Origin of the sequence: Ralstonia sp. UBA689 (genome assembly GCF_002298975.1) — a bacterium.
Lineage (GTDB): Bacteria > Pseudomonadota > Gammaproteobacteria > Burkholderiales > Burkholderiaceae > Ralstonia.
In genome coordinates, this window is the sequence record NZ_DBMV01000039.1 from 66,585 (window position 1) to 78,412 (window position 11,828).

An 11,828-nucleotide genomic window follows, 5' to 3' on the forward strand; every position below is an offset into this window, starting at 1 on the left:
GTTGCCGCCGTGACTGATCGAGATCCCGAGTCTTCCGCCAAACGCTGGACCCGCCGCAAGGAGGCCCGCCCCCAGGAACTGGTCGCCGCTGCGCTGAGCCTGTTCGTGGCGCGCGGCTACGCGGCCACGCGGCTGGAAGACGTGGCCTCGGCGGCGGGCGTATCCAAGGGCACGGTCTACCTGTACTTCGCCAACAAGGAAGAACTGTTCAAGGCCGTGGTGCAGGAAAACCTGCTGCCCGCGCTGGCCGAGGGCGAAGCCCTGATCGACAGCTTCGAGGGCACCAGCGAGGCACTGCTGCACGAGATCCTGATGGGCTGGTGGGAACTGATCGGCGAATCCCCCGCCTCCGGCCTGACCAAGCTGCTGATGGCTGAGTCGGGCAACTTTCCGGATCTGGCCCAGTATTACCACGAAGAAGTCATCGAACGCTGCGACCGCCTGTTCGCGCGCATCCTGGCGCGTGGCGTGGCGCACGGCGAGTTCCGCGAAGCCAACGTCGACATGACCACGCTGGCCATGACCGCGCCAATGATCTTCCTGATGATGTGGAAGCACTCGTTCGGTCCGTGTTCGCATCGGGAGCTGGATCCCAAGGCCTTTATCACCCACGTGGTGTCGCTGCTGTTGCACGGCTTGCTACGCAACCCGGTGCCGGGCGTGGTGGCACCACCGCCTCCTCCGCTGACCGCAAAGCCCTGGCGCACGCCGCCCGCTGCCGACGAGGGCGCTGCGTCATGACACCCGCTGCCGGAATGTCCTCTGGACTTGCTAGAATGCCGGGTTTCTCGTCAAACCCTCATTCGCATCACTCGCTCCGCATGGAAGGCATGCCCATGGACATCGAAAAATCCCGGTTCAACATGATCGAGCAGCAAATCCGTCCGTGGGACGTGCTCGATACCGACGTGCTCGACCTGCTGGCCGTCGTCAAGCGCGAGTACTACGTGCCCGAGGCTTACCGCGCGCTGGCCTTCGTCGACATGGAAATCCCGCTGGCCGGTGGCCAGAACATGCTGGCCCCGCGCGTGGAAGCCCGCGTGCTGCAGGAGCTGGCCGTGCGCAAGCACGAAGACGTGCTGGAAATCGGCGCGGGCTCGGGCTACATGGCTGCCCTGCTGGCGCATCGGGGCCGCCAGGTCACCACGCTGGACATCGTGCCCGAACTGGTGCAATTCGCACGCGACAACCTCTCGCGCAACGGCGTGACCAACGTTGACGTGGTCGAAGCCAGCGGCGCGCAAGGCTGGGGCCAGGACCTGTACGACGTGATCTGCGTCTCGGGTTCGGTGCCGACGGTGCCTGAAGCCCTGCTCAAGCAGCTCAAGGTGGGCGGTCGCCTGTCAATCTTCGTAGGCAGCGCTCCGGTCATGGAGGCGCAGCTCATCACGCGCATCTCCAACACCGAATACCAGACGCGCAACCTGTTCGAAACCTATGTGACACCGCTGGTGGGCGTGAGCGCACCGTCTCAGTTCCGCTTCTGACTCAGCCCCCAGCCCTTCCCCGATCATCATGCAACAGCTCGCCCCTGCCGCCCTCGCCCAATGGCTCGCCGACGCTTCGCGCGCGCAGCCCGTCTTGCTCGACGTGCGCGAGGCGGAAGAGGTGCAGATCTGCGCCCTGCCCGGCATCACGCACATCCCGATGAACGAGATCCCGTTGCGCGCAGGCGAGCTGAATGCTGACCAAGACATCGTCTGCATCTGCCACCACGGCGGGCGTAGCGCGCAGGTTGCGCAGTTCCTGATCGTGCGCGCCGGCTTTGATCCGGCCCGCGTCCACAACCTGCAAGGCGGCGTCCACGCCTGGGCCAACCAGGTCGACCCGCAGATGACGACGTACTGATTGGGGAAGCCGCCGGGCGCGCACCTGCCGCGCCCGTGCTGCCTTCCGAACGTTTTCCTCGTCCGGGGGCTTTATGACTGTTGCTCGTAGTAGCCGCATGCGCATGGCCGCACACGGTTCGCTTGTTGTGCTGTGCTGGTCGATGGCGCCGGTGCTGGCGTGGGCCCAGACGCCTGCGCCGGATGTGCCCGCAGCGACCGATCTCCTCTCCGCCTATCGCGCCGCGTTGGCCAACGATCCGCAGTTCGCTTCGGCGCGCGCGCAATCGCTCGCGCAGCGCGAGAAGCTCACGCAAGGCCGCGCCGGCCTGTTGCCGCAGATCGGCGGGGCCTGGAGTTCGACGCGCATCATCTTCGACCAGAACGCACCGGTCGACTTCAACAAGACCTTCTCGTCGACGGGCTGGACGCTGTCGCTGTCACAACCGCTGTTCCGCTGGGACCGCTGGGAGACCTACAAGCAGGGCGAAATCGCCGCGCAGGCCGCCGAGGCCTCGCTCACACAGGCGCAACTCGACCTCATCACGCGCACGGCGCAGGCCTATTTCGACGTGCTCAATGCGCAGGACACGCTGCAGCTCACCATTGCGCAGCGCGATGCGATCCAACAGCAGTACGAGCAGGCACGGCGCAACTTCGATGTCGGCAACGCCAACATCACCGACGCCAACGATGCCCAAGCACGGCGCGACGCGATCGAAGCCACCGTCATCGCCGCGAGCAGCGACTTGGAGGTCAAGCAATCGGCGCTCAAGCAGATCGTCGGCGAGTCGGTCGGTACCTTGGCGGGCGTACGCACGGGCGTGACGCTGCCGCAGCCCGAACCGTCCGCATCCGAACCCTGGATCGATCAGGCGCGCACCGGCAACCTGCAGGTGGCACTCGCCCAATACAACCTACAAAGCGCCGAGCGCGATGTGAAGAAGGCCACCGCCGGCCATCTGCCCTCGGTCGATCTCGTGGCGCAGACGGGCCACACGAATGCGAGCGGCAACCAATACATTCCATCGCTGCCGGGCGGTGCGCGTTTCGATAGTTCGCAAATCGGCGTGCAGGTGTCGATCCCAATCTTCGCGGGCGGCGCAATCCAATCGCGCGTGCGCGAGAACATTGCGCTGGAAACCAAAGCCGCGAGCGACCTCGAGTACGCCCGCCGTGCCGCCGAGCAAGGCGCACGGCAAGCGTACATCGGCGTGATTGCGGGATTGGCGCAGGTGAAGGCGCTGGAAGCGGCGGAGCTGTCGGCGCGTTCGGCGTACGACTCCAATCAGCTCGCCTATGGTGTGGGCGTGCGCATCGGCACCGACGTGCTCAATGCGCAGGCGCAGTTGTTCCAAGCCCGGCGCGATCTGGCACGCGCACGCTACGACACCATCGTCAATGGCCTGCGGCTGAAATCCGCCGCAGGCTCGCTCTCCGAAGCGGACGTGATCCAGGTGAATACGCTGCTTACGGCCAACGGCTCGAGCGACATCACGGCACTGCCGCCGCGCGCCCTCAAGCCCGTACAGGGAACATCGGCGGTCAAATCCGCCAAGCGCTGATCAGCGATTCTGGCCGCTCGGTGACGACGATGGCGCCGGTGCCGCTGCCGGCAACGGCCGCTCGGCAAACTGTAGCAGCGCGCCAGTGGCCGTCTTCCAGATCACTTGGCGGCCCCGCACCCCTGCAGGCGATGGCTGCATGCCAACCGTCGCCAGCGGCGTCTTGAGCGCCTCCAGAAATGCCGTCTCCAACTCCATGCGGGCCGGATCGCACACCATGCGCGTGGTCGCCAGATTGCCGAAACGCATGCCCGAGGTGAGCTTCTCGTAGGGACCGGAGAACCGGTTGCAGCCGGAGTAACCCGACGCCACGCCGTTGGCTGCTTCCAGCCCCGTGCTGAACTCGATGGAAAGCGGCTCCGTGGCCGGGTCAGCGCCTTCGCCCTCACCTGAAGGCAATTCCTTGGGCGCGGCACCGGGCTCCTGCCAACGCACCAGCACAAAGCGCGAGCGGCCCTCGCCCTGGGCTTGGGCCAGCGTCGCCTGCCCGGTGTTGGGCGCGGCGCTGGCGGGCACCGGCTTGGCTTCGGGTGTCGATGCAGCCTGTGCAACCGGAGCGGATGCGTTTGAGGCAACAGTTGCGGCGGGCTTGGTCGAGGCTGTCGGTGTCATGCAGCCGGCGCCAATGATGCTGGCGGCCGTCAGCGCGGCCAGGGCGGCCGCCGCCAGCACCACGCGGCGCGGCGTCTGCAACAGGCTCGGCTTGGGACGATTGGATTGAAACATGAACGGATCGTGAACAGTAACGGATGCACAGTGCGCGAAGAGCCGTTAGTCTGCCCCGCACGCAATGAGTTCGCAGTTTTCGTGCTGAACGTGGTCCGCGTGTTACAACGTCGGCAACACCAGCGAGGCAACGGCCTCCACCGTGCGTGCGGTCGCCCCGCCATGCGTGGCAGCAAAGGCCAGCGCAGCGCGCGAGGCGGTCTCGCGCGCATCGGCGTCAGACAGCCATGTATCGATCACACGCATCACCGCGATTGCGTCCTCTACCTGCACGCACGCGCCGGCCGCCACCGCATCGCGGGTGGCCTGCGCAAAGTTGAACGTGTGCGGGCCAATAACCACCGGGGTACCGACAGCGCAGGCCTCGATCAGGTTCTGCCCGCCCAGCGGCAGCAGGCTCCCGCCGATGAAGGCCACTTCGGCAGCCGCGTAATACAGCGCCATCTCGCCCATCGAATCACCGAGCAGGACGTCGGCATCGGCCAGACCGGCGTCGTTCGTCATGCCTGCCGCGGACACCACCATCGCGCTGCGGCGTACGACGCGCAAGCCCGCGCGCTCGGCCAGTTGCGCCACTTCGTCGAAACGCTGCGGATGACGCGGCACCAGGATCAGCAGCGGATGCCGACGCCCGACGTGCTGCACGCGATGCGCCTGCCAAGCGTCGAGCAGCAGTGCCTCCTCGCCCTCGCGCGTGCTGGCGGCCACCCAGGCGGCGCGCCCGCACAAAGCTTCGTGCAGCACGCGGCCGGCCATGATCTGATCGACATGCGGCGTGATGTCGAATTTGAGGTTGCCCGTCACGCGCACGCGCGGCACGCCCAGCGAGCGGTAGCGATCCGCATCGTCGGGCGTCTGCGCCAGCACTGCGGCCAGTTGCGCGTAGGTCTCACGGGCGGCCTCGCCCAGGCGGGCAGTGCGGCGATGGCTGCGTGCCGACAGGCGCCCGTTGACGAGCACCATCGGCACGCCGGCAGCGTAGGCGCGTTCGATCAGCACTGGCCAGATCTCCGTCTCCATCAACAAGCCAAGGCGAGGCTGGAAATGGAGCAGGAAGCGATCGACGGCGCCGGTCAGGTCATACGGCAGATAGGCCTGGATGACACGGCCATTGCGTTGCGCGGCAAATTCGGCGCCGGTGCGGCGGCCGGTTGGCGTCATGTGCGTGAGCAGCACAGCGTGGTGCGGGAAGCGCGCGAGCAGCGCATCGATCAGCGGCTGCGCAGCGCGCGTCTCGCCGACGGAGACTGCGTGCACCCAGAGCAGCGGGCGATCCGGATTGGCGCGCGGAGGGTAGAAACCCAGCCGCTCGCCGATGTGCTGGCGATAGCCAGGCTCCTTGCGGCCACGCCACCACAGACGCAGGAGTGCGACAGGCAACGCGATGCGCCACAGCCAACGATAGAGAAAACGCAGCATCAGAGCACACCCAGCGCGCGCAGCGCATCGAGCGCCTGGGCGCTGGTCGGATGGGCCTCGGCGCTGCCGAGGTCGTGCACGTTGGGCGTCCAGTAGCCGCCAGTGCGCCATGACGTAGTGAAGTTGTAGAGCGCCACCGTCGGCTTGCACAGCGCTGCAGCAATGTGCACGAGGCCGGTGTCGACACCCACCACGGCCGTCGCCTGATCGAGGAAGGCCGTCACGTCTGGCAGCGACATGCGCGGCGGAATCACCACGCGTCCCACCGTGCCCGGTACGGCGGCGACGATCGCCTCTCGGATGGCCTCGCTCGTGCGTCGCTCCGTCTCGCTGCCCCACGGCAGCGCAAGCGCGTAGTCGCGTGCGAGAAGTTCACGTGCAACATCGACCCACGCGGCCTGCGGCCAGCCCTTATCCGCGCGCGAAGTGGCATGCACCAGCGCGACATAGGGGCGTGGCATGGGAAATGACAGCTCAGCCGGCGGCTGTAGACCGAAATCAACCGCCTCGGGCAGTGCATAACCCAGCGCCTCGGCGACCATGCGGCGCGATCGCTCAACAACATGGACACGTGGCTCTATCAAGAGCTTGCGCTGATAGAACAGTTTGGCGAGCGGCTCATAGCCCGCGCCATCGGTGCGATTGCCCAGCCCCGCAACGAACCCACTCGGCGTCAACTTTGCCTGTGCGGCAATCAAGGCCGTCTTGATAAGGCCTTGCGTGTCGAGCACCGCGTCGTACGACTTGGCGCGCAACGCGCGGCGGAAGGCCGCCATCTCACTCCAAGCTGCCCCGGAACCCAGCGACTTGCGCCAGCGCCGCAGCGCAAACGGAATCACCTGATGCACGCCGCGCACGATGCGCACAATGCCGGCAAAGCCTTCTTCGACCACCCAGTCGATCTCGGCATCCGGATACGCGCGCAGGATATCCGCCACGACCGGCGCACAATGCACCACATCGCCAAGCGACGATACCTTGACGATCAGCACACGCATGCCGCCATCCTTTCCCCCCAACTTCATGAACGCTGCCTGCGCAATCAGAACGGCAGTTGCGCGTCAGGCTTTTCAGCCAGGATCACGCGGCGGAACTCGGCCTGGATGCGCGCCATGGCCACATCGTTGTCGGCTTCGAAGCGCATCACCACCACGGGCGTGGTGTTGGACGGACGCGCCAGGCCGAAGCCGTCTTCGTATTCCACGCGCACACCGTCGATGCGGATGACTTCCTTGGCGCCCGCGAACGTGGCGTTGGCCTTGATCTTGTCGAGCAACGCGAAGGGCTCGCCTTCGGCACACTTCAGTTGCAGCTCGGGCGTGCAGTGCGAGTTCGGCAGTGCGTTGAGCGTGGCGCTCGGGTCAGCAAGGCGCGAGACGATCTCGAGCAGGCGCGCGCCCGTGTAAAGGCCGTCATCAAAGCCGTACCAGCGGTCCTTGAAAAAGATGTGGCCGCTCATCTCGCCCGCCAGAGGCGCACCGGTTTCCTTCAACTTGGCCTTGACCAGCGAGTGGCCGGTCTTCCACATCGTCGCGCGACCGCCATGCTCGCGGATGAACGGCGCCAGCTTACCGGTGCACTTCACGTCGAAGATGATCTCGCCGCCCGGGTTGCGCGACAACACTTCCTGCGCGAACAGCATGAGCTGGCGGTCGGGGAAGATCACTTGGCCATCCTTGGTGACCACGCCGAGGCGATCGCCGTCGCCATCGAAGGCAAGACCAAGTTCACAATCGGTGGTCTGCAGCGTGCGCACGAGATCCTGCAGGTTCTCCACGTGGGCAGGGTCCGGATGGTGATTCGGGAAGTGACCATCCACCTCGCAGAACAGTTCCGTCACCTCGCAACCCATCGCGCGGAACAGCGCCGGCGCGAAGGCACCCGCCACCCCGTTGCCGCAATCCACGGCGATCTTCATCGGGCGGGCCAGCTTGACGTCCGACACGATGCGGTCGATGTACTGTTGGCGGATGTCCACCTGGACGTAGGCGCCTGCGCCTTCGGTAAAATCGCCCTGCTCGATGCGCGTACGCAGCGCCTGGATCTGCTCGCCGTAGATGGCCTGGCCGGCCAGCACCATCTTGAAGCCATTGTAGTCCGGCGGGTTGTGGCTGCCTGTCACCATCACGCCCGAGGTGGCGCGGCGGCCGGCCAGCTCGATGTTGGTGCCGAAGTAGACCATCGGCGTGGGGACGAGGCCGAGATCGATCACATCCACGCCGCTCGCGCGCAAGCCATCGGCCAGCGCCGCCAGCAGTTCGGGGCCCGACAGGCGGCCGTCGCGGCCGATCACCACGGCGGATTCGCCCTTGGCACGTGCTGCCGAGCCGAATGCTTGGCCGATCAGGCGCGCGGTTTCGGCATCGACGGTTCTTCCGACGATGCCGCGGATGTCGTAGGCTTTGAAGATGGTGTGGGCGAGGGTGGGCATGAAGTATGGTGGCATGCGCTAAGCGGAAGATGAGTGACATTGTAAATGCTTGACATCTCTACCCCAGCACATGGCCTTGCATTTTTGTGTTCGGTGCGATTGTGGAGAGCAGTCATGCAAGTATGCAAGCTTTGGGACAGGGCTCGTAATGTCGAGGAGAGCGCTCTGAAAGGCAGGCTACAATCACAAGTCGAAGTCACTCGAAGTACCACTTATGCCCACTGCGAACGCGGACACGTCACCTTCCATGTCGGATCTAATACGCCTTCTGATGAACTCGTTCAAAACGATTCTCATCGTAGGCATGGTCGGCGCGGGTGCTGGGCTCTTGGCGACTTGGATCATTCATCCGCGCTGGACCGCCACGATGGCAATCCAGATCGGACAAGTGTCCATTCCTGCGCCGGGAGACGGTACCTCTGCGCCTCAACCTATCGAAAATCAGTTGACCGCAACCGAACGCTACAACTTGCCAGGCTCCCGCCTTCAAGTGCTCGGCGAACTCGGACTCCCTGCGCCAGATTCCGGCAACAGAGACGCCAACCTCCTCTTTAATTCATTGAAAGCCACGGCCGGCCGTAGCCCGAGCGTGATCAATGTCCAGGTTTCGGCCTATTCACGGGAGGGGGCTTCAGCGGCATTAGATGCTGCACTGAAAACCTTCTTAGCAACCCATCGCAAGTTGTTCGAGCAAGCAATCAATGTGATGCAAAGCAATCTGGCGAACGTGCAGGCAAAGCTAGCTGCCACGCAGCACGACTACGACCGGATAGAGCGGGTGCTGAAAGCAGCTACCTCATCCGAAAACGGTGGAGGCGGTAGTGCGCGCGAAGTTCTCGCTTCCAATACCGCTGCGCTGCTCAACGCGCAGATTCTTACGCTGCGACAGCAAGTGATCGCCTATCAAGATGCCCTAGGTCCCTTGCGAAGCTATCCAACAGCAGCGATGGGGCCAGCGTATGTTCCTGTTGAATCAAGCACACCAGGTGTTGCGATTTTTGTTGTCGCTGGCGCTGTTTTGGGCTTGATCATTGGGGCAGGACTGGTCCTGTTAAAAGAGAACGCCTCAAACCCCACAGTCCTAAATTAGACACCACAGCTGCCATCATGAGCCGGAAGGCTGGTTATTTACCGGAATATAAAATATTTATCGACCAAAGCATTAGCCGATACGGCGGGCTCGGCATTGCCGAGAAATAGCCTTGAATCGACTTCCTGAAATGGAATGGATGCGTTCGAGATACTCCAGGCAGAAGCATGGTTGGTTAGGGTACATAATGGAACAAGGAATGAGGATGAAGGGGCACGTGAACAAACCGTGGCAATACTCCATACAAGAAGGGGTACCCTTAGCTGCCAAGGAGCTGATCTGGGAAGTGTTCTTCAAATCCAGAGGGAGAGGAGGCATCGACCTGACTACGCACTATCCCTGGATCGACGACAAAGTTGGCATAACGTCAATCCTGATCAAGCCTGGTCGTGGACTAGAGCACGCGCCAGCAGTCGCCACACTGTTGATCAAGGAAGATACTCTGGCCGACAACAAAAAACTCGGCTTGGTGGGGTTTGTCTGTGTTAACGAAGCGTTGCGGGGCAACGGGGTGGGCCGTGATCTCGTCTCCACCGCAATCGAAGTGGGCAAGGACAAGTCTTTCGACATGCTGGTACTCTGGACAAACAAGCCCGACGTATACGTAAAGCACGGATTTGCAGTAGACAGCGAGGACTGGTACGGCAACGTCTCGAAACGTGCGGAACGTCGTACGAGGCGCCCGTTTTGCCACGATCTGTCCGGGCTCAGAATCGATGACGTCTCCCCTCTCGGCATTCCCGCTTTTGCTAAGCGCGTTCTTTTGTTCAGCAATGACACTGCTTCAATTACCGTGCTGCAAACAAATCAGGGGTACACACTGGCAGCGTGGAGTGGCAATTGGGACGCTGTATTTCAGATTATCGAGCAAATTCTGCCTGACAGCTGGCATCTGAATGCACCCGCAAACTCTGACATTTACACCAATCTGGAAAGCCACGGGTACGGCTTTGAGTTCGCCGTGGGCTCCCAGAGAATGATCAACGGGCTGGCGAGCAAGGATAAGCTTTGCCTGCCGTATATCCCATTGCTCAAACGCATCTAAGGGATGCTACGCTTGGCACTCACATCTTAACTTGACACTTATGTACCCCCGCCAGACAGTCGGGCGACGATTTGATCTTTCAGCCACTGTAGGTATGCGGCGACGCTGACATCTCCCTCTTCTGGGGCCCAAGGCGCATACTCCTTCGCGATGGTCGGCTCAAACGGCCCTTCCTTCACTTCGAAGAGAACAGCGGTATCGGAGAGTGCTACGACCGTGTGCCAAGTTTCCGGGCTGAGTTCAATCCCAACGGTCACGCGAGCATCGCCGTCCCAATGAGCCTCCGTCGCAAATCGGACGACGTCTGCGATCCTCCCATCGTCCGCGAATGTAATTGCAGCGAACTCTCCTCGCACTGCGACCAAGCTCTCATTGCGGGGATCCAGCGTATGTCGATGCGGCCGGATGTAGCTGTCGGCACAGATTGCGTTGAACAACCGCTGAATTTTTTCCGAGTAGCTGGCGTGAACGTTCCGATGTTGCCGTCGCCTTGCCGATGCCTTGGCATTGACGCCAAGCTCATCCAATTCCTCAACTGAGAATGCACCCTTCATTTCTATGAGGCCCGCGAAGAATCAACGTTAAGCACCCCGACTTGCCGAGCATCGTGAAATAAGAAAGTCAGCGTTGCCAGCTATCGGGCCTGATAGTTGCAAATATCCTATCGATCACAAAAAGCAGGCCCCATAGAACCGACATATGAATACGGCGCGCTTTCTCGAATTTCCCTGAACTATTAAGGTGGTGCGCCGTTACCGGTGAGCACGCTCACTTAGGAACCGGAAGCGCCAGTAGTCGGCGGCGGTAAATAATTTCAATAGGCTGCCAATATGCCAGATCAGATAGCGTAACTTACGGTGGCTCGTGCGCTGGGCATCATGAACCACGACGGCGTCCTGCACCCACGTCACATGACGCGAAGCCAAGTGCATTTTCAAACAAATGTCAATGTCTTCACAGTAGAGATGGTACTTTTCATCGAACCCTCCGACCGCACGATAGCTATCGATATCGAACATAAGGCACATGCCAGCCAGCCAATCGACCGTTTGCTCACCTACCTTCGGAGAATAGTCAGGCTCGAAGCGGCGATGCCACCAGCGCGCTAGCAAGCGGAGTGGCCCCGGCACTCTCCGAGCGCTGTCCTCTAGATCGCCGCGCTCCGAGACTACACGTGGTCCTGCAACCCCCGGCAAGCGGGCTAGACAAGCGACTAGTGGAGACAAACTGTCGACGCTAAGTCGGACATCTGGGTTAAGGACACAAAAGAACTTCGTTCTACAAAGCTTAAATGCGGCATTGTGATTCTCGGCGAACCCTTGTGGTGCCGGGTTTGCGATCCACTCCAATTCAAACCCAGGAGCAGATGCTGCGGCAGGTTGCTCCTCAGGCAAATTAAGCGTTACGATCACTTGCATCGGCACCACCGCTGCCGCCAGCCTGAGTTGATCGAGAAGAGGTGCCAGCAAATCAGCCTGGCCATGACTTACAACGGAAATGGTGATCGCCAACGTTTTCACTTCGCTGTATATGCGGAAATAGAATTAAAAAAAATCGGGCAAAACCAAGGAACCTTTACTTCATTTCCCTCCAGCATGGCGACCGCAAAGCAGTGAACGCTGATTCTGCATAGTTAATCGGCCCTGAACAACGCCCTCAGTCCTTTCGAGACAAGGCTTTGCGGCCGAAAGTACGTTGCCGCAATTGCAGGAATCAAGCATATTGA

12 protein-coding genes are annotated in these 11,828 nt (G+C 62.1%); 6 read left to right on the plus strand and 6 right to left on the minus strand.

Annotation, left to right across the window (positions count from 1 at the left end; genetic code table 11):
- The first annotated feature begins 9 nt into the window (after positions 1-9).
- From B4F51_RS18495 to B4F51_RS18510, 4 genes are all read left to right on the plus strand, one after another.
- Positions 10-741: a TetR/AcrR family transcriptional regulator gene (locus tag B4F51_RS18495; RefSeq protein ID WP_296227911.1), complete on the plus strand. Its 732-nt coding sequence runs from the start codon at positions 10-12 to the stop codon at positions 739-741.
- A 95-nt stretch (positions 742-836) separates the two neighbouring features.
- Positions 837-1,487 carry a protein-L-isoaspartate O-methyltransferase family protein gene (locus tag B4F51_RS18500; protein ID WP_296227912.1) on the plus strand — a complete coding sequence of 217 codons (651 nt, stop codon included), beginning with the start codon at positions 837-839 and terminating at the stop codon, positions 1,485-1,487.
- A 28-nt stretch (positions 1,488-1,515) separates the two neighbouring features.
- On the plus strand, positions 1,516-1,848 hold the full coding sequence (locus B4F51_RS18505; protein WP_296227913.1) for a rhodanese-like domain-containing protein: 333 nt from the start codon (positions 1,516-1,518) through the stop codon (positions 1,846-1,848).
- 103 nt (positions 1,849-1,951) lie between these two features.
- Positions 1,952-3,391, plus strand: a complete 1,440-nt coding sequence (locus tag B4F51_RS18510) for a TolC family outer membrane protein (protein ID WP_296227922.1) — start codon at positions 1,952-1,954, stop codon at positions 3,389-3,391.
- Here the strand turns inward: B4F51_RS18510 and B4F51_RS18515 are convergent, their stop codons facing one another.
- From B4F51_RS18515 to B4F51_RS18530, 4 genes are all read right to left on the minus strand, one after another.
- Positions 3,392-4,117: an META domain-containing protein gene (locus B4F51_RS18515; protein ID WP_296227914.1), complete on the minus strand. Its 726-nt coding sequence runs from the start codon at positions 4,115-4,117 to the stop codon at positions 3,392-3,394.
- A gap of 102 nt (positions 4,118-4,219) precedes the next feature.
- The gene (gene waaA / locus B4F51_RS18520) at positions 4,220-5,536 is read right to left on the minus strand and encodes a lipid IV(A) 3-deoxy-D-manno-octulosonic acid transferase (protein ID WP_296227915.1); all 1,317 of its coding nucleotides are present in this window, start codon (positions 5,534-5,536) and stop codon (positions 4,220-4,222) included.
- A complete protein-coding gene (waaC, locus tag B4F51_RS18525) occupies positions 5,536-6,534 on the minus strand; it encodes a lipopolysaccharide heptosyltransferase I (protein ID WP_296227923.1) in 999 nt (332 codons plus the stop codon). The genes waaA and waaC overlap by 1 nt, the downstream gene beginning before the upstream one ends.
- Before the next feature lie 44 nt (positions 6,535-6,578).
- Positions 6,579-7,967, minus strand: a complete 1,389-nt coding sequence (locus B4F51_RS18530) for a phosphomannomutase/phosphoglucomutase (RefSeq protein WP_296227916.1) — start codon at positions 7,965-7,967, stop codon at positions 6,579-6,581.
- 271 nt (positions 7,968-8,238) lie between these two features.
- On the opposite strand from B4F51_RS18530, the gene B4F51_RS18535 reads away from it, so the two are divergent.
- Together B4F51_RS18535 and B4F51_RS18540 are read left to right on the plus strand one after the other, a co-directional pair.
- Positions 8,239-9,057, plus strand: a complete 819-nt coding sequence (locus B4F51_RS18535) for a hypothetical protein (RefSeq protein WP_296227917.1) — start codon at positions 8,239-8,241, stop codon at positions 9,055-9,057.
- Between the two features lie 217 nt (positions 9,058-9,274).
- The gene (locus B4F51_RS18540; RefSeq protein WP_296227918.1) at positions 9,275-10,102 is read left to right on the plus strand and encodes a GNAT family N-acetyltransferase; all 828 of its coding nucleotides are present in this window, start codon (positions 9,275-9,277) and stop codon (positions 10,100-10,102) included.
- A gap of 38 nt (positions 10,103-10,140) precedes the next feature.
- On the opposite strand, the gene B4F51_RS18545 is transcribed toward B4F51_RS18540, so the two are convergent.
- Positions 10,141-10,656: a WbuC family cupin fold metalloprotein gene (locus B4F51_RS18545; RefSeq protein ID WP_296227919.1), complete on the minus strand. Its 516-nt coding sequence runs from the start codon at positions 10,654-10,656 to the stop codon at positions 10,141-10,143.
- A gap of 198 nt (positions 10,657-10,854) precedes the next feature.
- Complete coding sequence (locus B4F51_RS18550) at positions 10,855-11,613, minus strand: glycosyltransferase family 2 protein (RefSeq protein WP_296227920.1); 759 nt, start codon at positions 11,611-11,613, stop codon at positions 10,855-10,857.
- Positions 11,614-11,828: the final 215 nt, after the last annotated feature.

Bases quoted from the DNA above. Each gene is read 5' to 3' on its own strand.
- B4F51_RS18500 (WP_296227912.1), top strand. From the start codon at position 837: ATGGACATCGAAAAATCCCGGTTCAACATGATCGAGCAGCAAATCCGT.
- B4F51_RS18505 (WP_296227913.1), top strand. From the start codon at position 1,516: ATGCAACAGCTCGCCCCTGCCGCCCTCGCCCAATGGCTCGCCGACGCT.
- B4F51_RS18510 (WP_296227922.1), top strand. From the start codon at position 1,952: ATGGCCGCACACGGTTCGCTTGTTGTGCTGTGCTGGTCGATGGCGCCG.
- B4F51_RS18515 (WP_296227914.1), bottom strand. From the start codon at position 4,117: ATGTTTCAATCCAATCGTCCCAAGCCGAGCCTGTTGCAGACGCCGCGC.
- waaA (WP_296227915.1), bottom strand. From the start codon at position 5,536: ATGCTGCGTTTTCTCTATCGTTGGCTGTGGCGCATCGCGTTGCCTGTC.
- waaC (WP_296227923.1), bottom strand. From the start codon at position 6,534: ATGCGTGTGCTGATCGTCAAGGTATCGTCGCTTGGCGATGTGGTGCAT.
- B4F51_RS18530 (WP_296227916.1), bottom strand. From the start codon at position 7,967: ATGCCCACCCTCGCCCACACCATCTTCAAAGCCTACGACATCCGCGGC.
- B4F51_RS18535 (WP_296227917.1), top strand. From the start codon at position 8,239: ATGAACTCGTTCAAAACGATTCTCATCGTAGGCATGGTCGGCGCGGGT.
- B4F51_RS18545 (WP_296227919.1), bottom strand. From the start codon at position 10,656: ATGAAGGGTGCATTCTCAGTTGAGGAATTGGATGAGCTTGGCGTCAAT.